Source organism: Streptomyces sp. NPDC026538, from assembly GCF_055567535.1.
The window spans coordinates 1-24,769 of record NZ_JBVHQG010000022.1; the positions used below are offsets into that span (position 1 = coordinate 1).

Sequence of the window (24,769 nt, forward strand, 5' to 3'; positions counted from 1 at the left end):
CCACCCAGGAACGTGACCTGGTCCTGCTCGAACTTCATGCGCGCACCGCGTCCATAACCGAGCCGCCGCCGCGCCAAGTGATCCGCGACCATCTCCGTGGTGATCGGCACGCCCGCCGGAAGGCCCTCGATCGTCGCCACGAGTGCCGGGCCGTGGGACTCCCCCGCGGTCAGCCAGCGCAGCCTGCTCAACGGTGTCCTCCCGTCCCGCCGACGCGAGCCCCGTGCAGCCACTCGACCTGGTCGTGCAGTTCGCCGGCCGTGAAGGAGGAGAGCATCGTGTTGCGGGCGGCCGCGGCGTCTTTGGCCGGGTGGTAGAGCTGCTCGCCCATGGCACGGGCCACCTGCTGCACCCTGGCGGCGCGCTCGTACCGCTCGGCGTTGTACTTCTCCAGGCGCTGTGGGACGTCTCCGGCGGCCCCCGCGAGCAGTTCGCCGATGACGACGGCGTCCTCAAGTGCCATGCAGGCGCCCTGGGCCGCGTACTGGAGCATGGGGTGCGCGGCATCGCCCAGGAGGGCGACGCGGCCGTCCGTCCAGCGCTCGACCGGGTCGCGGTCGCACAGCACCCACTCCTTCCAGTCGGTCCCCAGTTCCAGCAGTTGCCGGGCGGTGTCGCTCAGGTCGGGGAACTCGGACAGGACGTGCGTCCGCTCGGCGGGCCTGCCGGCCACGACGTCCTGTGCGCCGTCGTCGCGGGTGGCCGCCAGGTTGAGGAACTTCCCGCTGCCGATGGGGTAGTGGACGAAGTGCCACTTGGGCCCGGCCCACAAGGTGACGGTGTTCCAGCGCAGTTCCCGCGGAACCCGCTCCATGGGGATGACGGACCGGTAGATCGTGTGGCCGGACACGCGCGGCGCGCCGTCGCCGACAAGCCGGCCGCGCACGGCGGACCGGATGCCGTCGGCGCCGATGAGCGCCTCGCCGGTGAAGCGGCGCCCGGTGTCCGTGATCGCCGTGACGCTGTCCGGGTCCTGTTCGTACGAGGTCACGGAGGAGTTGGTGTGCAGGGTGATGTTCCGCTGCGCGACGCAGCCGTCGAGGAGCGTCTGGTAGAGGTCGCCGCGGTGCACGACGGCGTACGGATTGCCGAAGCGGGTGCGGTACGCGCCGGTGAGCGGCATGCTCGCGACCCGCTCTCCGGTGGTTCCGTCCATGAACCTCAACTCGTCGATGTGCACCGCGCGTTGGCGGATCTCGGCGCCGACGCCCAGGCAGTCCAGGGCGTGGAAGGCGTTCGGGCCCAGCTGGATGCCCGCACCCAGTTCGCCGAAGGTGTCCCTTCGTTCCAGCACGACGGCCAGGTGGCCGTGGCGCGCGATGCTCAGTGCCGCCGCGAGGCCGCCGATACCGCCCCCGGCAATGAGTACCTTCATCGTGATCCTTGTCGCTGTGGGGAAGCCGGTGGAAAGAGCCGCCGCAGTTCCTCGTGGAACCCGGGAAAGGTCTTTCCGACGCAGGCCGGGTCGTCGAGCGTGATGCCGGGGACACGGAGTCCGAGGACGGAGAAGGCCATGCCGATGCGGTGGTCGCGACGGCAGGCGATGCGGGCGCCGGCGGGGGTGCCGGGGTGGACGGTGATCCAGTCGTGGCCCTCGTCGGTGTCCACGCCGAGGGCGCGCAGGTTCTGCGCGACGGCGGCCAGGCGGTCCGACTCCTTGAGCCGGGCGTGGGCGATGCCGCGGATCGTGATGGGCGCGTCGGCGAGCGGCGCGACGGCCGCCAGGGTCATGAAGGTGTCGGAGATCTCCCCCATGTCGACCGAGAAGCCGCCGCGCAGCCTGCCCCGGCCCGTGACACTGGTGGCCGCCTCCGTGACCTCGACCCGCGCCCCGAGCCGGCGCAGCACGTCGACGAAGCGCAGGTCGCCCTGGAGGCTGCCGCGGCCAAGGCCGGGCACGGTGACGGTGACGCCGGTGACCGCGGCGGCCGCGAAGACGTAGGAAGCGGTGGAGGCATCCGGTTCGACGGCGAGGTCGACGGCGCCGTAGCCGCCGGGCCGGACTTCGATGACATCGCCGGGCCGTTCGGTGACCTGCGCCCCGAACCGGCGCATCAGGGCCAGGGTCAGGGCGAGGTACGGGCGGCTGACCAGGCCGCCGACCGTGAAGGTCACCGGTGTGCGCATCAGGGGAGCCGCCATCAGCAGCCCGGACAGGAACTGGCTGCTCAGTGTGGAGTCCACGGCGACCGCGCCGCCGTCGAGCCCGTCGGTCTCCAGCGTCATGGGCAGTCCGCCGCCCGGACCGGTCGTCACCGTGGCGCCCAGCGCGGCCAGCGCGCCGGCCAGCGGGCGCAGCGGGCGGGCCCTGAGCTGAGCGCTGCCGTCGAAGACGAACCGGCCCTGGCCGGCGGCCGCGAAGGGCGGCAGGAAACGGGCCGCGGTTCCGGCGTCCTCGCACCAGATGTCGGCCTTGCCGGTGGGGCCGCGCCCCGTGCCGGTCACTTCCCAGATCTCGTCGTGCTCCGCCGCCCCGACCCGGAACCCGAGGGCCGTCAGCGCCGTACGGAAGGCGACGGTGTCGGCGCTGACGAGCGGGTGGCGCAGCCGGGAGGTGCCCGTCGCGGCGGCGGCCAGCAGCAGGGCGCGGTTGGTGATGCTCTTGGATCCGGGGATACGGGCCGTTCGCGCGGTGGGGTGCGCGGTCGTGTCCGTCATGGACTGTCCTCCAGCACATGGCACATGGGCGGGTCCGGGCTCAGCCGGTGAAGGCGAGGCCCAGACGGGCCAGTTCGGCGGTGTCGTAGGCGCCCTCCGTGGTGGCCTCGACGTCGAAGACGTGCCTCTCGGTGGGCGGGCGGCCGATGAGTTCGGCGGCCCGGGCCGGAACGGGCGCGGCCGCGGCCTGTGCCGACTCCCACAGGAAGACGGCGCCCCACCGGTTGGTGCGCTCGTCCGAGATCCACACCTTCAGACGCAGTCCCGGTACCCGGGAGAACCGGTCCACGGCCTCGTCGCGCAGGAAGTCCCGGAGCGAGGTCGGCCCGGACCCGTCGAGGTCCCACCAGGCGATCACGACGCGCATAGGCGCAGTGCCCCTTCCAGCGCGTCACCGACGATGCGGAGGCCGTCCTGCGTGAGCACGGACTCGGCGTGGAACTGCATGGAGGCGAAACCCGGCCCGCGCAGCGCGTGCACCTCTCCGGTGTCCTCGTCCCGGCTCGCCTCGACGGTCCCCACGCCGGGGACGTCGAACTCGTTCTGCGTGCCACGGGCGGCGAACGTGTTGTAGAAACCGACCCGTTCCCGTGCTCCGAACAGGTCGATCTCCCGCTGGACCCCCTGGTTGGGTACCGGCCGGCGCACCAGCTCCAGGCCGAGCAGGGTGCTGAGCACCTGATGGCTCAGGCATACGGCTACGAAGGGCCGGCGCTGGTCCAGCAGCGTGCGGATCGCGGATCGCAGTTGCGCGATCTTGGGGTGCCGGGTGGCACGCGGATCACCGGGGCCCGGACCCATGACGACGAGTTCGTGGTCGTCGAAGGAGTACGGCTCGTCGAAGCGCCGGACCGTCGGCCGCAGCCCCATGGCCCGCAGCTGGTGGCCGATCATGGACGTGAAGGTGTCCTCCGCGTCCACCACGAGGACCCGGCGGTCGGCCAGTTCGGACCTCCGGCCGGTCAGCTGGGCGTGTTCGCCGGTCCAGAACCCGGCGATCGAGTCGTTGCGCTGCGCGAGGGCCTGGCGTACGCGCGGGTGTTCGGCAAGGCGCCCGGTGCCTTCGGCGCCCAGCGCGGCGAGGAGACCGGCCGCCTTGGCCCGGGTCTCGTCGACCTCCGAGTCCGGGTCGGAGTGCCGTACCAGGGTGGCGCCGACGCCGATGCTCAGCCGGCCCGCGCCGTCGATGTCGGCGGTGCGGATGAGGATCGAGGAGTCGAGCGTGCGCCGTCCCCGCTCGTCCTGCCCGATCAGGGCGGCCACGCCGCTGTAGTAGCCGCGCCCGCGGGGCTCGTACCGGTTGATCACCCGGCAGGCGCTCTCCAGCGGACTGCCCGTCACCGTCGGTGCGAACAGGGTCTCCCGCAGGATCGTGCGGGGATCGTGGTCGCTGGCGCCCTCGATGAAGTACTCGGTGTGCGCGAGCCGCGCCATCTCCTTCAGGTACGGCCCCACGACCCGGGGAGCGGGGTCGCAGATCCGCGCCATCATCTTGAGTTCCTCGTCGACGACCATGTACAGCTCGTCGGCCTCCTTGCGGTCGGCGAGGAAGTCCATCACCCCGGGCAGGGTGGGGCCGGAGGGCGGATAGCGGTAGGTGCCGCTGATCGGGTTCATCACGGCCCGGCCGGCCCGCAGGCTCACGTGCCGCTCGGGGGAGGCGCCGACGAAGGTGCGGTCGCCGGTGTGCACCACGAACGTCCAGTACGCCCCCTGCTCCCGCTCCAGCAGCCGCCGGAAGAACGCCAGGGCACTGCGCACCGTGTAACCGGTGATGTCGGCCACGAACGACCGCTTGATGACGAAGTTCGCTCCCTCACCCGTGCCGATCTCGTCCGCGATCACCTTGCGGACGATGCCGGCGTATTCGTCGTCGTCCAGGTCGAAGGCGCCGCCCTCGAGCACGACCGGCTCACCCGGCAGCCGCCGCAGGGCGTCGCCCACCGTGACGGAGGTCTGCTCCTCCACGGTGATCGTGATCAGCGGTTCACCGTCGTCGGCGCAGACGTAGCCGCGCTCGGCGACCTGGCGGTAGGGGATCAGCGCCAGGACCTCCTGGCGCGCCCCGGCGTCGGGATCGGGTGCCTCGAGGGGGATCCGGGCCACGGCGTCCACCGTCGACGCCGTACCCGTGAGGATCTCCAGGGTGTCCGGGCCGCCGGCTTCGGGGCGGTGCAGCAGCGCGAAGGCGGGCGGCCGCGGCCCGAGGATCCGGTCGAGCGGATCGGGTGCCATACCGGGGTTCTCCTCGTTCATCGGCCGAGCTCCTCGATCACGGACGTGGTGGTGGTGACCAGGGCGCAGCGCTCGGCGGCGTAGTCGAGGGCCAGCCGGTGGTACGCCTCGGTGAAGTCGGCGACGGCGTCGGCCACCAGAAACGTCTCGATGTCGTTGGTGAAGGCCTCCACCGCGGTGGACAGCACCCCGATGTGCGCGTACACACCGCAGAGGATCAGCTGGTCGCGGCCGTGGGCGCGCATCCGGTCCAGCAGGTCGGACCGGAAGAACGCGCTGTAGCGCCACTTGGCGAGCAGCCAGTCGTCGGGGCCGGGGGCGAGCGGCTCGACGACCTCCCGGTCGGCGGGGTCGACGCGCATGCCCGGCCCCCAGAAGTCCTTGAGCAGTCCGCGCTGTTCGTCGGTCATGCCGCCCGGCTGCGCGGTGTACGCGACGGGCATGCCGGAGGCGACCGCCTGTGCGCGGAGCCGGGTCGCGTTCCGCACGAGGTCGGCAGCGGGCGCCTCGTCCCCGCTGAACTGCCGCAGGAAGTACCGCTGCATGTCGTGGACGAGCAGGACCGCGCGGTCCGGATCGGCCTGCCACGCAGCGGTGTTGACGGGCAGGTCGCCGGCCCGGGGCATCGGGTAGGGCTGGATGGGGGGTATCCCCGGCACGGTTTTCATGGACGGTGTCCCTGGCATGGTCTTCCTCGTATCGCTTGGGTCGTCAGACGCCGAGGCTCGCGCCGCCGTCGACGGTGAGGTCGTGCATCGTGATGTGCGAGGCCTGGTCCGAGAGGAGGAACGCCACCGCTTCGGCCACGTCCGAGGGGCGGGCCAGCTTGCCGAGCGGTATGCCGACCCGGTAGGCGTCGAGTGACCCTTCGAGGGTGGCGGTGCGCCCGTGGTCGTCCTGCCACATGGACGTGAGCATCGGGGTCTCGGTCGAGCCGGGGGCGACCACGTTGCACCGGATGCCGTACTGGGCGACCTCCAGGCCGAGGCACTTGGTGAACATGGTCGCCGCGGCCTTGGACGCCGCGTACGCGGCCATGTCCACGCGTGCCGTTCCCGCCGCGTTGGAGGCGATGGTGACGACGGCCCCGGAGCGCCGCCGGACCATGCGGTCGACCGCCGCGCGCGACATGTAGAACACGCCGGTGGTGTTGACGGCGAACGTCGCGGCCCAGTCCGCGTCGGTGAGGTCCCGGGCCTTCGCCAGGCGCAGTACGCCCGCCCCGTTGACCAGGTGGTCCAGCGGTCCCAGGGCGTCCTCGACGTCCGCGACCAGACGATCGGCCGCGGCGCTCGTGGTGACGTCGGCGGGGAACGCCCGTACCCGCAGTCCGTCGGCGGCCAGTTTCCCGGTCACCTCGCTCAGCCGGTCGGCGTCCTTGTCCACGGCGGCCACCGAGGCCCCGCGTTCCCCCAGGGTGCGGACGACGGCCTCACCTATTCCGCCCGCGGCTCCCGTGACCAGGGCTATCTTTTCTGGCATAGCGAACAGGTCTCCTCACTCAGCGACTTTTCGGCGACTTCTCAGAAGCTTCTCAGCGGCGCCAGGCCGAGGCGACCTCAACGGCCTGGCGGGGGTTGAGGCGCGGGTCGCAGAAGCTCGTGTACTTGTCTCCGACCGAATCCAGAAACGTGCGATCGGCAACGCATTCCGTGACATGGTCGGGGGTGGTTTCCAGGTGCAGGCCGCCTGCAATTCCACCGGCCGCCGTCACGGACTCCTGGAATTCCTCGACCTCGCGTATGACGGTCTTCACGAAACGCGTCTTCAGACCGTCGGGTCCGGACTCGGTGTTGCCGTGCATCGGGTCGGACAGCCAGATCACCGGGTGCCCGGCGCCGCGTACGGCGGCGACCAGGGCGGGGAGCTTGCGGGGTGCCGTGCCGGCGCCCATCCGCGCGATGAGCGTCAGCCTCCCGGGGACCCGGTCGGGGTCCAGTCGCTCGCACAGGCGCAGCAGTTCCTCCGGCGTCATGCTCGGTCCCACCTTGCAGGCCACCGGGTTGCGCACGGCCGCCAGGAGCGCCACGTGGGCGCCGTCCACCTGCCGGGTGCGCTCGCCGATCCACGGCCAGTGCGTCGAGGTGAGCAGCAGGCCGCCGTCGTCCTGACGACGCAGCATGGGCAGTTCGTAGTCGAGGAGGAGGGCCTCGTGGCTGGTCCACACGGGGGCCTGCGCGCGCCCGGCGCCGCCGGACCGGCCGAGGTGCTCCATGACCTCGCGCGCGGCCCGGTGGCCGGTCAGCAGACGCCGGGGGTCGGGCCGGCGCAGCACCGGGTCGGGGTTCGGATCGTTCACCATGTGCCCGCGGTACACGGGCAGTTCGACACCCTGGACCGTTTCGGTGGGCCGGGAGCGCGGCTTGGCGTACTGGCCGGCGAGCCGGCCCACGCGCACCACCGGCCGGCCCGCGTTGACGCGCATGACACCCGCCAGGACGTCGAGCACCGCCGCCTTGCGGGCGATGTCCACGCGGCCGTTCTCCGCCCAGTCCTCGGCGCAGTCACCGGCCTGGATGACCTGGGCGTGCCCTTGGGCGACCGTCCCGAGGTGGTCGTGCAGCCGGGTCACCTCCGCGGCCTCGACGAGCGGCGGCAGCGCGCTCAGTTCCCGCCTCGCCCGCTCCGTCTCGGGATGACCCCGCCAATCGGGCTGCTGGAGAGCGGGGAGCGATTCGATGTAAGCGAGCTCGCTGTCCACCTCGGTTCCTCTCATGGAGATGAAGAAGGATTTCTTCGGCTGAACTCGTGAGTTGCTTTCACCGATTCTGCAGAATTACGGAATCACCGTGAAGGGGGGAATCGTTACTTCGTCAGGTTCCGGCGAGGCAGCGTCAATTCATCCGCAGGTCGGGGCGAATTCATACGGCCGGGCACCGGCACGGGGAGTTCCGGAAAGCACGGAGTCCCGGCCGCGTGGCCACGCGGCCGGGACTCCGTCGATCAGGTGAGGGGGGTCAGCTGGTCACGCCGCCGTCGACGACGAGGTCGTGGCCGACGACGAAGCTCGACTCGTCGGACGCCAGCCACAGCACCGCGGCCACGATCTCGTCCGTCGTCGCGACGCGGGCGATCGGAACCGTCGTGGCCAGCCGGGCGGCGCGATCGGCGTCGCTCTCCCCGGGACGCAGCGACATGCCGGTGTCCGTGGCGCCGGGGCTCACCGCGTTGATGCGCACGTTGTCCTTGATGTGGTCCAGGGCGGCGACCCGGGTGAGGGTGCTCACCGCGGCCTTGGACGCGGCGTAGGCGGCCATGCCGGGGCGGCGCCCGTGGTAGCCGATGTTGGACGCGGTGTTGACGATGACACCGCCGCCGTTCGCCCGCATGTGCGCGATCTCCTGCTGCATGCCGATCAGGACGCCGTTCAGGTTGACGTCCAGCACGGACCGCCACACGGCCAGGTCCAGGTCGCCGACCGGGGTGGGCTTGCCGAAGACGCCGGCGTTGTTGTGGGCGATGTGCAGGCCGCCGTGCCGCTCCACGGTGGTACGCACCAGGCGCTCCATGTCCTCGGGCCGGGTGACGTCGGCGACGAGGGCGTCGGCCGCGCCGCCGTCCTCCTCGACGAGTCGCACGGTCTCCTCGATGGGTTCCGGCCGCGATCCGGCGGCCACCACGGTGGCGCCCTCGCGGGCGAAGGCCCTGGCACTGGCCCGGCCGATGCCGGATCCGGCCCCGGTGACGATGACGACCTTGTCCTTGAAACGGGCGGTCATGGGGGGTGCTCCTCGGTACATGTCGTGATGGATGGGAATTCAGGGTGCCCGAGCGGCGTAGGGGCCGGGCGGTCCGTCAGCCGCCGTCCCGGGCCGGGCCGGGGCGCAGCAGGACGAGCGCGCACACCGCGGCGGCGGCGAAGGCCACGGCCGCGACGGTGAAGGCGAAGCCGTAGCCGGAGGTCAGGGCGGACGCCGTACTCGTCCCGGTGTGCACCAGGTCGGTGGTGCGTCCGGTGGCCAGGGTCACCAGGACGGCGAGACCGATGGCCGGCCCGGCCTCCAGCGCGGTGTTGACCACGGCGCCGGCGAGACCGGCCTGATCCCGCGGGACGTCGGTGGTCGCGGTGACGGTGGATCCGGCGAAGACCAGAGCCACGCCGGCGGGAAAGAGCACCAGCCCGGCCAGGACGGCGCCCACGTACGGGGTGTCCGTGCCGATCAGGCCCAGCGCCGCCAGCCCCAGTCCGGCGAGCAGCAGTCCCGCGACCAGGACCACACGCGCGCCGAACCGCTGCACCAGCCTGCCCACGCACAGGCCGCTGACGACCAGGGTCAGACCGAAGGGCAGGAAGGCCGCGGACGTCTCCAGCGCGGAATAGCCCCGGACCTCCTGGAAGTACAGCGCGAGCATGAAGAAGATCGTGGTGATCCCGGCGGCGCCCAGGAACACCGCCAGCAGCGCCGTCGCCCTGCGCGGGGAGGCGGGGAAGGACAGCGGCAGCAGCGGCTGCGGCACCCGTGCCTCGGTGATGACGAACCCCAGCAGCAGCGCCCCGCCGGCGATCAGGGTGGAGAGCGCCACCGGGGAGGTCCAGCCGCGCTCCGGCGCCTCCACCAGGCCGTAGCTGAGCAGGGCGATCCCGGTGGTGACCAGGACCGCCCCGAGGACGTCCAGCCGGCCGGACCGGCCGGCGGCGCCCTCGGGGATCAGGCGCGGGGCGGCGACGAGGGTCACCGCCGCCACCGCGGCGGGCACGACGAACGCCCAGCGCCAGGAGTCCGAGGAGGCCACCACCCCGGACAGCAGCATCCCGGCGGTCCCGCCGGAGGCCGCGAGCCCGCCCCAGACCGCCATGGCCCGGGCATGCCTCGCGGGTTCGGGGTGCAGGACGCTCACCAGCGCCATCGCGGCGGGTACGGCCAGTGCGGCGCCCACCCCCTGGGCGAAGCGCGCCACCAGCAGCGTCCACAGCCCCGGGGACACCCCCGCCAGCACCGAGCTCACACCGAACACGCCGGTGCCGAGGAGGAACACCCGCCGGTTTCCGTACAGGTCGGACAGCCGGCCGCCCAGCAGCAGCAGACCGCTGAACGACATGCCGTAGGAGGCCGACAGCAGGGCGAGTTCGGCCCGGTCGAGCCCGAATTCGCGCTGGATGTCGGGTAGTACGACGTTGAGCACGCTCATGGCGAGGATGAGCACGAACTGGACCGACGCCAGCAGGGCGAAGGCCATGCCGCTTCTCCTGTCGCGGGCCGCTCCGGGAGCCGCTGAGGCCGGCTTCGTCCGCTCCGCCGCGGTGACGTCATGCTGCTGCACGGCTCGCCTCACGTGTGGTCGGGAAGGGTGATGGACTGCGAGTGCCGGAAGGTGTTCCGGGGGTCGTACGCGGCCTTGATCTGCTGCAGCCGCGGATAGTTGGCCTTGTAATAGAGCGTGTACCAGGGCACGCCGGTGGTGTTGACCTTCGTGTCGGTGATGTCGGCGTCCGGATAGTTGATGTAGCAGCCGTCCGCCGCCGCGCCGGGCACCGGATAGCCTCCGGTGGCCGAGAAGACCTCGCCGTACACGTCACGCACCCAGCCGATGTTCGCGGCGTCGTCGTCGGCACTCGACCAGAAGCTCTGGAACAGCCCCTTGAAGATCGAGTCCCGCTGCGCCGACACGGTCTCGCCGGAGCCCACGGTGTTGATCTTCCCGCCGTACGAGAGGAGGACGACCATGGAGGAGGGGTTCTCCTGGTCGGTGCGCGTCAGGTGCCGGTACATCGCCGTGGCCTGCGCCGTGGTGACGTTCTTGCGCAGGTAGGCGGACTTGTGGTGGCCGCGCAGCGTCGGATTGGTCAGGGTCGGGTTGCTGGTGCCCAGCAGTTTGACCGAGTGCAGCCACGGAAGTCGCTGCGGCGTGAACAGGTCGGGCAGGGCGCCCAGTTCACCGACCGGCTCGGACATCGGGCGTACCGCCGCGTCGGACAGCGAGGAGGTCACCTCGGTGAGGAAGTCGTCGAGCACCTTCTCCGCGTCGGGGACGGTGGCGTCGATCTGGGTGAGCAGTCCGATGCTGCCGTTCGCCTGGTGGTTCATCATCAGGAAGCTGCACAGCGAGGCCGCGGCGGAGTCGGCGGAGCCGTTCTTCTCGTGCCAGGCGCCGAACTTCTGCACCAGCGACGTGAAGGCGTCCTTGTCCAGCTCGCTCCAGGGCAGCGCGAGCGCGCTGACGAGAACTTCCTTCGGGGGCGCGGGCAGCAGCGCCGAGGGGTCGGCGCCGGTGGCACCGGGGCTGCGGAACCAGTACCGGGTGATGACCCCGAAGTTGCCGCCGCCACCGCCGGTGTGCGCCCACCACAGGTCGCGGTTGGGGTCGGCGGCCTCGCGCGTGGCCACCACGCTGCGAGCCCTGCCGTTCGCGTCCACGACGACGACCTCGACCGCGTACAGGTGGTCGACGGTCAGGCCGTGCCGCCGGGACAGCATGCCGTAGCCGCCGCCGCTGATGTGACCGCCCGCCCCCACCGAGTAGCACATGCCGCCGGGGATGGTGACGCCCCAGCCCTTGAAGAGGGAGTCGTACACATGGAGCAGCGTCGCTCCCGCGCCCACCTCGAAGGCCTTGAGTTTCTCGTCGTAGGCGACGGTGTCGAGGAGGGAGGTGTCGATGACCACCCGGACCTCGGGGTGGTAGACGAAGTCCGCGTAGCAGTGGCCGCCGCTGCGCACCGAGATCCGCTTGCCCGCGTCCACGGCTTCCTGAACGGCCCGCACCACCTGCCCGGTGGTCCGCACCAGCCGGACGGAATCGGGCCGGGCGACCCAGCGGGAGTTGTTGCCGACGACGAGATCGGCATAGCGGGGATCGCCCGGAAGGACGGTGACGGCGTCGGAGCCGGAGCCGGTGGAGGTGGCCGTGGCGGCGGCGGTGGCGGCCGTCGCGACGGGGCCGGCCTCCAGGGTCGTGGCGGCTATCGCGGCGGCCGTGCCGGCCAGGACACTTCGTCTCTTCATGGAACTCGCGTTCTCTCTCTGTATCGGTGCAAGTTTTTGAGGATTCCGGGATGCAGGCTTTTCGGCATCCGCCTGATTCCGGTACGCACGAGCGGTCATTTTCCCCAGGTGATGCCGAGCCGGAGGTTCTCCGCGAATTCCACGGTGCGGTCGACCGACCACGCATCGCCGACCGGTGCCGAATTACCAGGCCGGTCCGGATAGCCGGCCTCCGAGAAGAACCTCTCGAATCCACCGGGCGTGGTCACGACATAGAAACGGGCGGTTTCGCTCTCCACCAGGTAGGAATGCGGTATGCCACGCGGAAGGAACAGCACGCCGGCGCCGTTGACCGTTTCGGTGCGGTCCGCGACCGTGAGGCGGACCTCCCCTCCCTCGATGATGAAGATCTCGTCCTCGAGCGTGTGGGTGTGGCGCGGCGCGCGCTCTCCCCGTACCGCGCTGAAGTGCGTGACCCCCAAGGCGCCACCGGTCTCCTCGGCGGAGAGTTTCGTGGTGACCACCGATCCCTTCCCCCAGAGCCGGGAAATCCCCTCGCCGTCCCGGCGAACCACCGGCGACCGTCCGTCGAGCCCTGCGGTCAAGGTCCCTCCAGAGAACGCTGCATTTACTCGCTCACCATTTCTCCGGGAGCCTCACACGAAGCCATCGCCGCCTGCAACGCACACGGGCTTAGTTTGTCAGGTGTCGCCGCCCGGCCTTCGGGTACACATGACGAGCGGATATGCAACTTCGCGCCGCATACTTTGTCAGGTTTCCACGACGTGATCATGCGGTGACTCAGCCGTTATATCCGCATGTACGAAATCTCAATTCCAGGCCCTAGAATGACGGCCACCCTTTACGACTCGTTCGGCTGCTGGAGCGGAGGCAGTCATTGATCACACGGCCGCGCTCGAGACGCAGTGGCGTCCTGGACCAGCTCACGGCGGAGGGGGTCGGTCTCTGGCTGGACGACTACCACCGTGGCCGGCTGACCGACGGCAGCCTGGAGAGACTGGTGGCCGACGGGCTGGTGGGCGGTGTCATCTCCCGGCCCGCGGCCGTCGCGCGCGCCATGTCGGACACCACCGCCTACGAAGACCAGCTGAACCGGCTCTCGGGCACGGCCGCCTCGGCCGAGAAACGCGTCTACGCGATCCTCGCCGAGGACGCGCGTGCGGCCTGCACCGCGCTGGAGCCGGTGTTCCGGGCGACGAAGGGCGTGCACGGCTGGGTCTCCCTCGGCATCGTGCCCCGGCTGGCCGCGGACGCCGACGCCATGGCCGACCACTCCAGGCGGCTCGCGGAGATGGTCGACCGCCCCAACGTACTGATCCGGATTCCCGTCGCGGGCCGGGGACTTGCCGCCGCCGGTGACGTGCTCGCCCACGGGGTCGGTGTGCACGTCACCGCGGTGTACACCGTGCAGCGGTACGCCCAGGCGGTTGACGCCTACTTCCGCGGCCTGGAGCGCGCCACGGCCGGCGGTCACGCCGCGTCCGCCGTCGCCTCGCTCGTCTCCCTGGACATCGACCGTCTCGACGCCGGCGTCGACGCCCTGCTCGACGGCTCGGCGGACCCCGGCGCCGCCGCGCTGCGCGGGCAGGCCGGGATGGCCACCGCGCGGCTCGTCTACCGCCGCTACGAGGAGAGCCTCGGCTGTCCGCACTGGCGCTCACTGGTGGCCGACGGCGCCCGCCCCCAACGCCTGCTCTGGACCTCGGAGAACACGCCGGAATCGCCGCGGGCCGCGCTGGACCGGGTCGAACGGCTCATCGCCTGGATGACCTTGCACGCCCTGCCCCGCCCGGCGCTCGAGGCACTGGACCGCCACAAGGGGTTCCACGGCGACACCCTCTCCGGTGAACACGGCGCGGCCTGCCGGGTGATGGAGGCGCTCGGCGGGGCCGGTGTCGCCCTCGACTCGGTCGCACGCGACCTGGAAGCCGCGGCGACCGCCTCGGAACGCACCGCGTGGGACCGGCTCCTGACGGTGGTTCAGGCGGGCTGAGCCACCGTTTCGGCAGGCCGGGCGCGCAGTCCGCCCCGGTGCCCGGCGCCGTCGCACGCCTCCGCCGGCTCCTCGCCGGAACGGATCTCCACCAGGAAGTGCTCGACCACGTCTCCCCGGTCGATGAGGGTGAGCTTCCTGAGCACCCGCAGCCGCCGCCCCGTCTCCACGGCGATCCGGCGCAGCCCGTCCATGTCCCCTCTGCTGCTGAAGTGCAGCAGGGCCCGGCCGTCCCTGGTCAGCCGGCTCGGCACCTCGTCCACATACCTGCGGTGTGTCTCGTATCCGGGATCCACATAGGCGCGTTCGAGGGGAGCCGCGAAGCGGTAGTCCTCGGGTGCGCGGACGTACGGCGAACTCCAGACGATGGTGTCGTACCGCTGCCCGGCGGGCAGGGCTTCGAAGAGATCACTGCACACGGCCTGGACCCGGTCGGCGACTCCGTGCCGCCGCGCGTTGAGCGCCGCGTTCGCCACCGCGTCGGCGTTGATGTCGGAGGCGACGACCCGCTCGCAGCCCGCGAGGGCGGCGGTCACGGCGACGACTCCGGTGCCGCAGCCGATCTCCAGGAACGCTCCGCGCCAGGGGTCCCCCTCGGGATCCGAGAGGCCGAGCAGGTCCAGCACGATCTCGGTGGTACCCGCGTGCAGAGGGGCGAAGACCGTGTCGAGCAGGTCCCACTCCCTTCCGCGCAGCGAGAAGACCCCGGGCCGGTGTTCCGGCCGCATGGAGTCGCGGCTGCGCTCGAGCGATCGTAGATAACTCTTGATCTCGGACATCCCCCCGGCATTCCCTCTCTGTGTCGACGCCGTCTTCGGCGTACCCCGTCACCGCTCGTGTCCCCGCGGTCACGGGTCAGAGTCGATCCTGCCGTGCCGTCCCGGACGGGCGACAGGTGATCCGGTCACACAACCCACCGGGGAGAGGGGTGGCCCGGCCACCACCCGAGGGAACGTTCATACGACTGTACGAAGTCGGCGGTTGCAGCCACAGGTCCCCAACCATAGGCTCGCAAAGGGTCAACGTGCCTGATCACAGGGGGAATGATGACGGGGGGACTGATGACGGGGGGACTGATGTCGGCCGCCTCGCCGGATGTGATGTCCGTGCTGGAACTGCTCGCCGAGGGGGCGCCGGCCGCGCGGTTCGAGGAACTGCTGGGCGCCGCCCGGCGCGAGGAGGCGTCCGAGGACACCCTCGCACAGCTCGACCGGGCCGTCCGCCTGGCCTCACGCGTGCGGGCCCTGGTCGGCCACGCACAGCAGCGGGAGGCCGGGCTCGCCGCGCTCGTCGACACCGCCCACGACCTCACCCTGGTGCAGGGTATGGACGCGCTCCTGCGTGAGATCACGCGGCGGGCACGCCGGCTGCTGAACCTCGACATGGCTTACGTCGGACTGCGCGACGCGGGCGACGAGGGCCGGCCCTCCTTCATCCGCGCGGCGGAGGGCGAGACCACCTCACGCAGCGTGGGCCTGAAGACCTCGGAGAACTCCGGCCTCGGCGGCCTCGTCCAGCAGACCGGGGCACCCGCCTGGTCCCCCGACTACCTGGCCGACAGGGACATTCCACACGCCCCCGACATCGATGGCGTCGTACGGGCCGAGGGCCTGCACGCCATCCTGGCGGTCCCGCTCGGCTACGGCACCACGGTCTTCGGCACCCTCTACGGCGCCGACCGGAAGATACGGCACTTCACACCGGACGAGATCAGCCTCATGCGCTCGCTCGGTCAGCTCGCCGGCGTCGTCATCGAACGCGCGCGGCTGCTGGAGGAGACCCGTGCCGAGGTGACCGAGCTGGAACTGGACACCTCCCGTGCGCGGAGCAGTCTCGACGTGCAGCGCCGCGTCGAGGCCGCCTACATCCGGTTGATCGACCTGGTGCTCAGCGGCTGCGATCCGCAGACCCTCGCCGAGGCGGCGGTCAGGGAACTGTCGGGGTCACTGGTCGTCAGGGACTGCGTCGGGCGCGTGGTCGTCATGACCGGCACGCCGCCCGAACTCGCCGAGGAAGACCTGCTCAGGTGGACCTACGACGCCCACGCCGCCGGCTGCCCGGTGCCCATGTCCGAGGGCGGCTGGGTCGCGCCGGTCACCGCCGGCGGCGAGAACCTCGGCGCCATCGTGCTGGTCCCCGACGAACCACTCACGGACGGCTTCGGAGTGCGGTTGCTCCAGCTCACCGCGCGGGCGGTCGCTCTCATCCTGTTGCTGCAGCGCACCTCGACGGTGGCCCACGACCAGATCCGTGACGAGCTGCTGGAGGAACTCCTCAGCGACATCCGGCCGCAGCCGCGCCAACTGGTCCCGAGGGCCCGCCGGCTCGGCATCGCCATCGACGAACCGCATGTGATGGTGGTGGCCCGGCCCGAGGGAGGTCCACAGGGCCGGGCCGGCGCGTGGGCGTCGTCGTACGCCCATCGCGTGTCCGGGCTCATGAGGCTCCGTGACGGCTGTGTGACTCTGCTGGTCCCCGGCGATGACCCGCTCGCCGCGGCCACCGCGGTCTCCGAGGAGCTCACGCCGCTCGTCGGGCACCCCGTCACGGTCGGGGCGGCCGGTCCGGTCTCGGGCCCGGCCCGGGTGGCACAGGCCCACCGCGAGGCGCTCAGCTGCCTGGAGGCGCTCACCGAGCTGGGCAACCTGGGTGGTCTCGCCACCCCGCAGCAGATGGGCTTCCTCGGTGTCCTGCTCTCAGAGACCCACGACATCGGCGAGTACGTCGAGTCCGTGATCGGCACCGTGCTGGACTACGACACCCAGCGCTTCACCGAGCTGACCCGGACGCTCGACGCCTACTTCGCCGCCTCTTCGAGCCCGACGCGCGCGGCAGCGAGCCTGCACGTCCACCCCAACACCGTGTCCAGGCGGCTGGAGCGCATCACCGAACTCCTCGGAACCGACTGGCAGGACCCCGACCGCGCCCTGGAGATCCAGCTCGCCCTCCGGCTGCACCACACCCGGCGCACCCTGCAGCACCGGCACTCGGCCTCCGACGCGGCAGGGGCCACCGGGGATCAGCCTCCGCAGGGCGCGGGGGCGTAGGGGGCAAGCGGGGGGCAGGCGCACGGGGGGCGGGCGGAGGGGCGCACGCGCACGGGGTCGGACGGAGGGGCGCACGTGCATGCAGGTGAAGCGGAGGGGCGCCGGCGCACAGGGGTCAAGCGGAGGGCCGCAGCACGCTGAGACGCGGCTCGTCCGACTCGGCCACCCCCGCCGCCCCCGCCGCCCCCGCCACCACGGCGTGGGCGACGGAGGCCAGGGTCATGTGGCGGTGCCAGCCCCGGAACGAGCGCCCCTCGAAGTCCCGCACGCCCACCCGCTCGCCGATCTGCTTCTCGTCCCGGGCGACCCGCTGCGCGAGCCACGTCAACCGCACGAGATCACCGACCGGTGCCGTCGCCGGGGCCGCGAGCCACAGGGCCGTCGGCGTCTTCCCCCGTTCGTGCCACTCTCCGATCAGCAACAGCTCGCCCCCGAAGCCCGGGCGGGTGAGCCGTACCCGGACCGCCGCCGCGAGCGTGGTGCGCCGCACCGCGCCCCCGGGGGTGTCCAGCCGGCGACGCAGCCCCTGCACGGATTGCATGATGTGGCGGGCCGGGATCGCTCCCGCCCGGTACCCGGGCATCGCGCGGTCCGCCACGATCAGCCGGGTGCCCCCTTCCACCCGGGCGAGCAGGGGGACCTGAGCCTCGGCGAAGGACCGGACGACCCCGCCGAGGCTCGTGAGGGGGGCGTCCAGCACGACGGGACGCCGCGGCGCTCCCCATCCGTGCGGCAGAGTCAGCGCCGTGGCGGTGGCGCACTCGTCCGGAGTCTCCGGGCGGGCACTGTCGGGGATCTCCGCCTTACGACGCCTGCGCGCGTCTTCGAGCCAGGACTCGGGAAGATGCAGCCGCCACTGGACGGGGACACTGATCCCCTCGGTCGCGGCCCAGGCCCCGAAGGCCAGCTGACCGTTGAGCACCTGCCCGTACTCCGGGGCGAACTGCCGCTCCACCCCCACCGAGTGCTCACCCGTCTTCGGAATGAACAGCGGCCGTACGACCCAGGCCGGTGGTGTCAGCGCGCGCGTGACATGGCCGGCGAGAGCCTCGCGTATGGGCGACCAGTCCCAGGTGGAACCACTGATGAAGTGGTGCAGGCTCTGCTCGGCCGCGGCCCCGCCGGCGAGCGTGGCGATGTTCCGGATCGACTTGCGTCCCTTCGCCGCCAGCAGCCCACGCAGATAGTGCCGCGCCCGCAGCCGCTGGTCGCTGCGGCGCAGCGACGCGAAGATCGCGGCGCTGAACTCGTCATCCGGACCGGTGACGTCGTGGGCGTCTTCCCGTATTCGGCAGCTGGAAAGGACTTTTGCGTTCACGTTTCCCCCATTCGCCAACTTCTTGGCTGTGCCTCAACATTGGCCGCTCCCATCCGGCGACGGGAGGTGCACCGGGCACACACCTGCACGCGACGACGGTTGCCGGGCCACCCCCCGGAGGCTTCCGCCCGGCGCGACTGCGACTGCGACTGCGACTGCGACTGCGACTGCGACTGCGAGATGACTGCGGCCGCGGCCGCGAGGTGACTGCGTCACGGGATGCGTGGTGCGGTCGCTTTGCGCGACGCGCACGGGGGTCGCAGACGCTTCGGATGCTTCGGGCGCGATCGCGGCCAACGAGTGCCGGTTCGGCCGCTCCCTGTGGCACCGCCGCGCGGTCGCCTTCGGCACCGGAAGCCACAGACCTCAGTAACGACGACGAAGAGACCCGACGATCATGAAACCAGACCGAGGCACCAGCCTCGGCCCCACCACCCCGGTCTGATCCGCTAACCTGTCAGGGACCGCCCTCAGCGGCGGTCCGCATCCTTGCCGGAGCGCAGGCGAGTACGCACTCAGAGTATTCAGCCACGCTTCACGCAAGGCCCCGCCTTCGTAGCTCAGGGGATAGAGCACCGCTCTCCTAAAGCGGGTGTCGCAGGTTCGAATCCTGCCGGGGGCACCATGTCAAAGGCCCCTCACTTCCGGATATCCGGAAGTGAGGGGCCTTTGACATCCAGTTTTGACATCAACGGAGGCGGTCATTGACGACCGGGCGCCTCCTGAGCAGCCGGTCCATGTGGCTCATGGCTTCGCGCTGCGTGTCCTGTACGACGTGGGTATACACGTCCATCGTGATGCTGATCTGGGAGTGGCCCAGGATCTCCATCACAACGCGGGGCGTGACCCCGGCCGCGGTGAGGAGGGGGCGGTACCGTGCCGGCGCGCGCCCACATGTGGATAGGGCCGGTAGCCATGAGTCGATCACCGCATAGACCGGCCCACGGTCACGCGGGCCGGGCCGGCCCCCCCTGGGTGATCCGGGCCGGCCCCCCATGGGTGATCCGGGCCGCCCCATGCCGTCGACCAGCGTGTGGAGGAGGGCGGGTCGGGACTCGGCGCGTCCGCTACCGGGCGTGCCACTCCCTGGCGCTGGCCGCGTAGACCGTGCGGCGGGCGCGGTTGAGGTTGCCGAGGGGGCGGAACTCCGCCGGGGCGTGCCAGGGGTTGAAGGCGAGGGTGTCGACGCGCTCGCGGGTGGCCCGGCCGTTCGGGTCGAGGGTGTTCTGGGCGGGAATCGTCAGGGTGGCCACGGCGAGCCAGGGCGAGTCGCTTTCCTTCCATTCGACTGCCCCGTCCTCGATCGGTGTCAGCCTCTCGCTGACGTACTTCTGGATGTGCAGGGCGAACCGGACCGACGCGTCGCTCAGCCGGGCGGCGAAGTCGGTCTGGAGACCGTCGGCCGAGTCCGGCATCGGGGCGGGCGTCTGGGCGGAACCGTCAATTGGGCCGAGTGGGCTGAGGCGGAACCTGACGGGGCCTGTGTCGCCCCACAGGATCGCTCCGCGACTCCAGTAGGACTCCAGGGCCAGGCCGGGCGACGGACGGTTGGCCTGCCTGAGATTGCGGAGGACGCGGGTGGTCTCCGAAGGGCCCAACTTGGCCAGCATCCGCGGCAGGACCAGGAGTTTGGGACCGGCGCCGATCCTGGCGATCTCCACGAACTGGGTGGCGTCGCGGGCGTGGGAGACCGGGTAGCTGGTCATGAGGAGGTCGTGTTCGCCGCCACCGGGGAGGGTCAGCTTCAGTGCCGCGCCGCGGAGGTCGGGGCTGCCGTCGGGCCGGACGGTGCCGCTGGCGTTGGACAGCCGGACGATGGCCGGCAGCCGGGCTCCGGCGGTGAAGTCTCCGGCCCAGAGGTCGGAGGGCAGATCGGTCCGGAAGGCGAGTTCGGCGTTGTCCACTCCGACGACGATCTTGGCGTGGAACGTGCGGCGGGAGACCTGTGAGCCGGACTTTTGTTTGTTCGTTCGCTGGACGCCGACGACGACGTCCGCCAGGTCGCGGAAGTGGGCCTCTTCGGCCTCCGGCGAGCCGCCGTGATAGATCTCGCGCCAGCCGCCGGGCGTCGCGTCCGGTGCGTCCCGTGCATCCCGTGCGTCCGGTGCGTCCGGTGCGTCCGGTGCGTCCGGTGCGTCCGGTGCGTCCGGTGCGTCCGGCGGGGAGTCATGGGTGTCTGTCATGGTGTGTCTTCCTCCGTCGGCGGTGCGGCCGTTCAGACGATCCGGGCGTTGTGCGTGGCGGTGTCGATGACGTCGTCGAGGCGGCCGGCGAGGATCTGCCGTGCCGCGCTGAGTGTGAATCCGGCGGCTGTGCCAGCGGGGACGTGGGCGGGGACGGCGAGGGCGTAGGGGTCGACGAGGATGTCGACGACGACCGGGCCGCCGGTGTGGGCCAACGCGGACGCGAGGCCGTCCGCCACGTCACCGGGGTCTTCGATGCGGATGCCCTTGGCACCCATGGCCTCGGCGACGGCGGCGAAGTCCGGGTTGGCGAAGTCGGTCCCGAACGGGACGAAACCGGCTTCCTGTTGCTCGATCTTGACGAAGTCCAGGCCGCTGTTGTTCAGCACGATGTGGACGACGGGCAGTCGGCGCTGTACCTCCGTGAGCAGGTCGCCGAGTGCGAGCATGGTGAACCCGCCGTCGCCGCACAGGGCGATCGTCTGCCGTCCGGGGAAGGCCAGTTGTGCCCCGAACGCGCCGGGCGAGGCGGTGGCCATCGACGCCCACGAGAACGATCCGAACAGCCGCCGCTTCGGCCCGTACCTGATGTGCCGGGCCGCCCAGATGACGGGGGTGCCGGTGTCGGCGAAGAACAGCGCGTCGTCGGCGGCGAGGTCGCTGAGGACCGTGGCGAGGTACTCCGGCCTGATCGGCCTGATCCGCGGGCCCTTCTCCGCGTAGTGCCGCATCCTGCGGTGGAACCGCTCGGTCTCCTCCACACAGCGGGCGAGGAACCCGCCGTCGGACTTCGGCTCGACCAGTGGCAGCAGCGCGGCCACGGTGGCCCGTACGTCGCCGGTGACGGCCAGGTCCACCGGTACGCGCCGGCCGAGCCGTTCCGGGTCGTGGTCCACCTGGATGATCCTGGTCCCGCCGTGCGGCAGGAAGCTGCTGAACGGGAAGTCGGTGCCGAGCATCAGCAGCACGTCCGCGTGCTGGAGCGCGTGGTGGCAGCCGCCGTAGCCGAGGAGACCGGTCATCCCGACCGCGTTCGCGTTGTCGTGTTCGAGGAACTGCTTGCCCTTGAGGGAGTAGCCGACCGGTGCGCCCAGCTTTCCGGCCAGCGCCGTCACCTCCGCGTGCGCCCCGGCGCAGCCCTGGCCGCCGAAGACCGCCACCGTGCCCGCCTCGTTGATCAGCTCGGCCATGGCGGCGAGGTCCTCCGCTCCGGCCGGCGCGCGTACCGGTCGGGGCAGCCGGATCTCGTAGCGGTCCTTCGGCGCGTGCGCCGCCGCGACGTCACCGGGCAGTGCGACGACCGCGGGGCCGCCCCGTGTCACCGCGGCCGTCACCGCGGAGGTCACGACGGTGCGGAGCTGGCCGGGGTTGACCAGCCGGCCCACGTACACCGCCGCGGACGCGAAGAACCGGTACGGATTCAGCTCCTCGACGGTCTCGCTGTCCATCAGTCCGGTTTCGGTGTCGCCGGCCAGGACGATGACGGGCACCTTCTCCTTCAAGGCGTCCAGCATGCCGTTGATCAGGTGTGCCACTCCTGGGCCTGCCGTCCCGCACACGGCTACCGGATGCCCCGTCAGTTTCGCCTCCGCGACCGCGGCGAAGACGCCGAACTCCTCGTTGCGCACGTGCACGAAGTCGACCTGGCCGTTGCGGCGCATCGCGTCGACCACCGGGTTCAGTGCGTCGCCGACTATGCCGTAGCAGCGCCGTACGCCCGCGCTGACCAGCATCTCCCACAGGCCGTCGGCCACCGTTTTCGACATGGCGGGTGTCTCCGTTCTCAGCCGGTCTCAGCCGGTGTCAGCCGTTCTCGTGGGGTTCGGGTTCGGGTTCGGGTTCGGACCCCGACCCGGATGCGGGTCCGGTCAGCGGGTCTCGCCGGGCGTGGCGTCGAGGACTCCGGCGCGCGGGCTCAGTGCCCAGTCGAGGGCGAAGTCGGCGACGGCCTCCCAGCCGGGCTCGCCGCAGGTGAAGTGGTCGCGGCCGTCGAAGACGGTGTGGGCGGTGACCGCCGTCGAGTGCTTCGCGTTCTTCTCGTAGTTCTGCCGCTGGACGACCGGGGGCAGGATGTGGTCGCTGCCGCCGGAGACGAACAGCAGCGGCGCCCGGTCACCGTCGGCGAAGTCGAAGGTCGTGGCCGCGTGCGGGGTGACGGCCGCGAGGCCGCCCTGGAAGAGGATGCGGGCCGGGGTCGGCACGGCGTAACGGTCGTAGGCCCGCCGGGAGGCGTCCTCGTCCAGGGTGTTGGTGAAGGCGTAGTGGAACTGCTCGGCCGTCAGGGGGACGGCCCGGTGTGCGTTCGCCGGGTTCTTCAGGACCGGCAGGACCGAGCGGAGCTCCGAGAACGGCATCGCGTTCACGCCCTTGACCGCGGCGCCGTCGATCGACACTCCGGCCGCCCCGAGCCCGGCACCCACCAGGAGCTGGGCGAACGTCCCGCCGAACGAGTGCCCCATGATGATCGGCGGGGAGTCGAGTTTCCCGATGACGGCGGTGAGATGATCCAGCACCTCGCGCACCCCGACACCGGCGATCGCCGACGCGTCCTCGCGGAGCGCCGCCACCCCGGCCTCCCCCGGCTCGATCCCGGGGTATCCGGGCGTGAGGACGGTGAAGCCCCGCTCCTCGTACCGGGCCGCCCAGTGCTCCCAGGCGAGCGGCGTCATCCACAGGCCGTGGATCAGGACGATCGTGTTCGGTGCGGAAGCCATGCCCGCATCCCTCCCTCGCTACGGCAGCCGTCAGGGCGGACGCCCAGCCGGTTCTGTACTGCCGCCGTCAGCGTGGCACCGCGCGCACTGTGCACGGTGCCAAGGATTCGACCGGCTGTTGTGCACGGCAACAACCCCTGACGGCAGCGGAGTCGAAGATGCCGACCGCGAGCGGTGCCGGGGCGCGTCCTCGTCCGACACCGGCCGACCGGAGTCTGTTCCGAGACCAGGCCCCGTCGGTGCACCCGGCGGCCCCCGCCGACTCTCACTCGGGCCGGGCCAGGGTGTCGCCGCCTGTCGTGTCTCTCCAGACGACGGCCAGCCGGGCCAGTTCGCGGTGTGCGTGACGGTCGAGGTCGAGGCCGGTCAGCTTCTCGATCCGGTTGATGCGGTAGAGCAGGGTGTTGCGGTGGGCCGGGAGCGCTGCCGCTGCCGCGGTCCGGTTGAAGCCGTGCGCGGCCAGGCACCGCAGCGTCTGCGACAACGTCCCGGAGGGGTCCTCGGCGTCCAGCCGGCCGAGGACCCGCCGCACGATGTCCTCGGCCAGCCGGGGGGAGTTCGCGAGCATGAGCTCCGTCAGGAAGTCGTCCGCGCGGATCCGTCCCCGGCGTCCGGCCCGGCCCGCCAGGGTGACCAGGTCGTGCAGGTTGCCGACCGCTTCCGCGAGCCCGGCGGCGCCGGTGGCCGACTCGGCGGCGAGGATCAGCGTGCTGTCGGCGAGGAAGCCCGCCCAGTCGAAGCCCGGACCGGTCAGCCCGGCGACGCGGTGCCCCTGTGTGCAGGCGAGTGCGCCCGCGGACCGCAGACGCGCCGCCAGGCCGGCGTGCGCGGCGGCCGAGCCGCCGTCGATCGCGGCGACGAACGGGCAGTGGGGGCCGGCGAGTTCGAAGCCCAGACGCTCCGCCCGGTCGAGGTCCTCGATGGTCGTCGCCGACCGGGCGCAGATCCGGGCGAACAGCGTCGCCGCCCGGGAGTCGCCGTCGGCGGACGGCAGGTCCCGCTGGTCGGCGAACGCCCGCGTGACGGTCGTCAGGGCGATGTCGAGGAACGCCCACGGCACCTCCAGGTGAGGCGGCGGCCAGGCACCGCCCTCGGGCAGGCCGGCCTCCGTCACGCTGCTCCGCACCGCCCGCGCCGCGCCGCAGCAGGCACGGATCGCGTCCTCGGCGGCGAGGCCGTGCCGCGCCGCCTCGCGCGCCGCCTCGTACAGGTCCGACAGCACGTCCCCGCCGGGCTCCTGTCCGCTCAGCAGCCAGTTCCTGACCAGTTCCAGGCTGCGGCGGATGATGTCCTCCATGGCTCCCGCCTGGGAGCCATGGCCAGGTATTCGTCCGGCCGGGGTGTCGCTCAGATCGCGGGCCAACTGCCGTGCCAGCGCCTCGCTGTCCAGGTCGTGGAGTACGCCGCGCAGCCGCCCGGCCGCCGCGGGCCCGACGCCGGCCCGGGGCGTGGCGTACATGGCTGTCACCTTCCAGATGCTCGGTGCGGACCGGTTCTCGCCGGTACACGGGGGAGGCAGCCCACGCATGGCAGCCGGGGCAGCCCACGCATGGGCAGCCGGGGGCAGCCGGCGCATGGACAGCCGGTGGCGGCCGGCGCACAGGGATGCCCGGTGCGGCCGGTGCGTCGGGGTGGCCGACCGCGACCGGTGGACGGGGGCGGCCGAGACGACCGGGG

General features: G+C 71.6%; 20 protein-coding genes, 1 tRNA gene and 1 pseudogene. 3 read left to right on the forward strand and 19 right to left on the reverse strand.

Annotated features, from left to right (window positions below; genetic code table 11):
- From ACZ4N4_RS45055 to ACZ4N4_RS45110, 12 genes are all read right to left on the reverse strand, one after another.
- Nucleotides 1-191, reverse strand: a 191-nt coding sequence (locus ACZ4N4_RS45055; protein ID WP_467600326.1) for a chorismate synthase, incomplete at its 3' end; no start/stop codon positions are given.
- Nucleotides 188-1,375, reverse strand: a complete 1,188-nt coding sequence (locus ACZ4N4_RS45060) for a 3-hydroxybenzoate 6-monooxygenase (RefSeq protein WP_467600329.1) — start codon at nucleotides 1,373-1,375, stop codon at nucleotides 188-190. The genes ACZ4N4_RS45055 and ACZ4N4_RS45060, both read right to left, overlap by 4 nt.
- Nucleotides 1,372-2,658 (reverse strand): 3-phosphoshikimate 1-carboxyvinyltransferase, encoded by a 1,287-nt coding sequence (gene aroA, locus ACZ4N4_RS45065; protein WP_467600332.1) that lies wholly within the window; start codon nucleotides 2,656-2,658, stop codon nucleotides 1,372-1,374. The genes ACZ4N4_RS45060 and aroA overlap by 4 nt, the downstream gene beginning before the upstream one ends.
- A gap of 40 nt (nucleotides 2,659-2,698) precedes the next feature.
- Nucleotides 2,699-3,025, reverse strand: coding sequence for a hypothetical protein (locus ACZ4N4_RS45070; RefSeq protein ID WP_467600335.1), 327 nt, complete (start codon nucleotides 3,023-3,025; stop codon nucleotides 2,699-2,701).
- Nucleotides 3,013-4,914 (reverse strand): anthranilate synthase family protein, encoded by a 1,902-nt coding sequence (locus ACZ4N4_RS45075; protein ID WP_467600338.1) that lies wholly within the window; start codon nucleotides 4,912-4,914, stop codon nucleotides 3,013-3,015. Before ACZ4N4_RS45075 ends, ACZ4N4_RS45070 begins: the two co-directional genes overlap by 13 nt.
- Nucleotides 4,911-5,552, reverse strand: coding sequence for an isochorismatase family protein (locus tag ACZ4N4_RS45080; protein WP_453565585.1), 642 nt, complete (start codon nucleotides 5,550-5,552; stop codon nucleotides 4,911-4,913). The genes ACZ4N4_RS45075 and ACZ4N4_RS45080 overlap by 4 nt, the downstream gene beginning before the upstream one ends.
- A gap of 52 nt (nucleotides 5,553-5,604) precedes the next feature.
- Complete coding sequence (locus ACZ4N4_RS45085) at nucleotides 5,605-6,375, reverse strand: 2,3-dihydro-2,3-dihydroxybenzoate dehydrogenase (RefSeq protein WP_453565020.1); 771 nt, start codon at nucleotides 6,373-6,375, stop codon at nucleotides 5,605-5,607.
- A gap of 52 nt (nucleotides 6,376-6,427) precedes the next feature.
- The gene (locus ACZ4N4_RS45090) at nucleotides 6,428-7,594 is read right to left on the reverse strand and encodes a 3-deoxy-7-phosphoheptulonate synthase (protein WP_467600341.1); all 1,167 of its coding nucleotides are present in this window, start codon (nucleotides 7,592-7,594) and stop codon (nucleotides 6,428-6,430) included.
- 256 nt (nucleotides 7,595-7,850) lie between these two features.
- Nucleotides 7,851-8,612, reverse strand: coding sequence for an SDR family NAD(P)-dependent oxidoreductase (locus ACZ4N4_RS45095; protein ID WP_453565024.1), 762 nt, complete (start codon nucleotides 8,610-8,612; stop codon nucleotides 7,851-7,853).
- Between the two features lie 76 nt (nucleotides 8,613-8,688).
- Nucleotides 8,689-10,071 (reverse strand): MFS transporter, encoded by a 1,383-nt coding sequence (locus ACZ4N4_RS45100; protein ID WP_453565026.1) that lies wholly within the window; start codon nucleotides 10,069-10,071, stop codon nucleotides 8,689-8,691.
- Between the two features lie 92 nt (nucleotides 10,072-10,163).
- Nucleotides 10,164-11,837 carry an FAD-binding oxidoreductase gene (locus tag ACZ4N4_RS45105; RefSeq protein ID WP_467600344.1) on the reverse strand — a complete coding sequence of 558 codons (1,674 nt, stop codon included), beginning with the start codon at nucleotides 11,835-11,837 and terminating at the stop codon, nucleotides 10,164-10,166.
- 95 nt (nucleotides 11,838-11,932) lie between these two features.
- Entirely contained in the window at nucleotides 11,933-12,421 is a 489-nt protein-coding gene (locus ACZ4N4_RS45110) for a cupin domain-containing protein (protein WP_453565031.1), read from the reverse strand.
- A gap of 293 nt (nucleotides 12,422-12,714) precedes the next feature.
- Here ACZ4N4_RS45110 and ACZ4N4_RS45115 point away from each other — a divergent pair, with 293 nt between their 5' ends.
- Nucleotides 12,715-13,830, forward strand: coding sequence for a transaldolase family protein (locus ACZ4N4_RS45115; protein ID WP_467600348.1), 1,116 nt, complete (start codon nucleotides 12,715-12,717; stop codon nucleotides 13,828-13,830).
- Here the strand turns inward: ACZ4N4_RS45115 and ACZ4N4_RS45120 are convergent.
- Nucleotides 13,818-14,609: a methyltransferase domain-containing protein gene (locus tag ACZ4N4_RS45120; RefSeq protein ID WP_467600351.1), complete on the reverse strand. Its 792-nt coding sequence runs from the start codon at nucleotides 14,607-14,609 to the stop codon at nucleotides 13,818-13,820. The two genes, ACZ4N4_RS45115 and ACZ4N4_RS45120, sit on opposite strands and share 13 nt — an antisense overlap.
- A gap of 282 nt (nucleotides 14,610-14,891) precedes the next feature.
- On the opposite strand from ACZ4N4_RS45120, the gene ACZ4N4_RS45125 reads away from it, so the two are divergent.
- On the forward strand, nucleotides 14,892-16,877 hold the full coding sequence (locus ACZ4N4_RS45125; RefSeq protein ID WP_467600354.1) for a helix-turn-helix domain-containing protein: 1,986 nt from the start codon (nucleotides 14,892-14,894) through the stop codon (nucleotides 16,875-16,877).
- A gap of 115 nt (nucleotides 16,878-16,992) precedes the next feature.
- Here the strand turns inward: ACZ4N4_RS45125 and ACZ4N4_RS45130 are convergent, their stop codons facing one another.
- A complete protein-coding gene (locus ACZ4N4_RS45130) occupies nucleotides 16,993-18,195 on the reverse strand; it encodes an IS701 family transposase (protein WP_467600357.1) in 1,203 nt (400 codons plus the stop codon).
- Nucleotides 18,196-18,744: 549 nt separating this feature from the next.
- On the opposite strand from ACZ4N4_RS45130, the gene ACZ4N4_RS45135 reads away from it, so the two are divergent.
- Nucleotides 18,745-18,820 (forward strand) — tRNA-Arg (locus ACZ4N4_RS45135).
- Between the two features lie 63 nt (nucleotides 18,821-18,883).
- Here ACZ4N4_RS45135 and ACZ4N4_RS45140 read toward each other — a convergent pair.
- From ACZ4N4_RS45140 to ACZ4N4_RS45160, 5 genes and pseudogenes are all read right to left on the reverse strand, one after another.
- Nucleotides 18,884-19,077: pseudogene (locus ACZ4N4_RS45140) on the reverse strand (tyrosine-type recombinase/integrase); the annotation flags it as partial.
- A 185-nt stretch (nucleotides 19,078-19,262) separates the two neighbouring features.
- Nucleotides 19,263-20,378 carry a catalase family protein gene (locus ACZ4N4_RS45145; protein ID WP_467600360.1) on the reverse strand — a complete coding sequence of 372 codons (1,116 nt, stop codon included), beginning with the start codon at nucleotides 20,376-20,378 and terminating at the stop codon, nucleotides 19,263-19,265.
- Between the two features lie 32 nt (nucleotides 20,379-20,410).
- On the reverse strand, nucleotides 20,411-22,144 hold the full coding sequence (locus ACZ4N4_RS45150; RefSeq protein WP_467600362.1) for a thiamine pyrophosphate-dependent enzyme: 1,734 nt from the start codon (nucleotides 22,142-22,144) through the stop codon (nucleotides 20,411-20,413).
- 102 nt (nucleotides 22,145-22,246) lie between these two features.
- Nucleotides 22,247-23,092, reverse strand: a complete 846-nt coding sequence (locus tag ACZ4N4_RS45155) for an alpha/beta hydrolase (protein ID WP_467600365.1) — start codon at nucleotides 23,090-23,092, stop codon at nucleotides 22,247-22,249.
- A gap of 265 nt (nucleotides 23,093-23,357) precedes the next feature.
- Nucleotides 23,358-24,551, reverse strand: a complete 1,194-nt coding sequence (locus tag ACZ4N4_RS45160; protein WP_467600368.1) for a PucR family transcriptional regulator — start codon at nucleotides 24,549-24,551, stop codon at nucleotides 23,358-23,360.
- Between the last annotated feature and the right edge of the window lie 218 nt (nucleotides 24,552-24,769).

Coding starts and splice junctions, on each gene's coding strand:
- ACZ4N4_RS45060 (WP_467600329.1), bottom strand. CDS start 1,375: ATGAAGGTACTCATTGCCGGGGGCGGTATCGGCGGCCTCGCGGCGGCA.
- aroA (WP_467600332.1), bottom strand. CDS start 2,658: ATGACGGACACGACCGCGCACCCCACCGCGCGAACGGCCCGTATCCCC.
- ACZ4N4_RS45070 (WP_467600335.1), bottom strand. CDS start 3,025: ATGCGCGTCGTGATCGCCTGGTGGGACCTCGACGGGTCCGGGCCGACC.
- ACZ4N4_RS45075 (WP_467600338.1), bottom strand. CDS start 4,914: ATGAACGAGGAGAACCCCGGTATGGCACCCGATCCGCTCGACCGGATC.
- ACZ4N4_RS45085 (WP_453565020.1), bottom strand. CDS start 6,375: ATGCCAGAAAAGATAGCCCTGGTCACGGGAGCCGCGGGCGGAATAGGT.
- ACZ4N4_RS45095 (WP_453565024.1), bottom strand. CDS start 8,612: ATGACCGCCCGTTTCAAGGACAAGGTCGTCATCGTCACCGGGGCCGGA.
- ACZ4N4_RS45100 (WP_453565026.1), bottom strand. CDS start 10,071: ATGGCCTTCGCCCTGCTGGCGTCGGTCCAGTTCGTGCTCATCCTCGCC.
- ACZ4N4_RS45105 (WP_467600344.1), bottom strand. CDS start 11,837: ATGAAGAGACGAAGTGTCCTGGCCGGCACGGCCGCCGCGATAGCCGCC.
- ACZ4N4_RS45120 (WP_467600351.1), bottom strand. CDS start 14,609: ATGTCCGAGATCAAGAGTTATCTACGATCGCTCGAGCGCAGCCGCGAC.
- ACZ4N4_RS45125 (WP_467600354.1), top strand. CDS start 14,892: ATGACGGGGGGACTGATGTCGGCCGCCTCGCCGGATGTGATGTCCGTG.
- ACZ4N4_RS45145 (WP_467600360.1), bottom strand. CDS start 20,378: ATGACAGACACCCATGACTCCCCGCCGGACGCACCGGACGCACCGGAC.
- ACZ4N4_RS45150 (WP_467600362.1), bottom strand. CDS start 22,144: ATGTCGAAAACGGTGGCCGACGGCCTGTGGGAGATGCTGGTCAGCGCG.
- ACZ4N4_RS45155 (WP_467600365.1), bottom strand. CDS start 23,092: ATGGCTTCCGCACCGAACACGATCGTCCTGATCCACGGCCTGTGGATG.
- ACZ4N4_RS45160 (WP_467600368.1), bottom strand. CDS start 24,551: ATGTACGCCACGCCCCGGGCCGGCGTCGGGCCCGCGGCGGCCGGGCGG.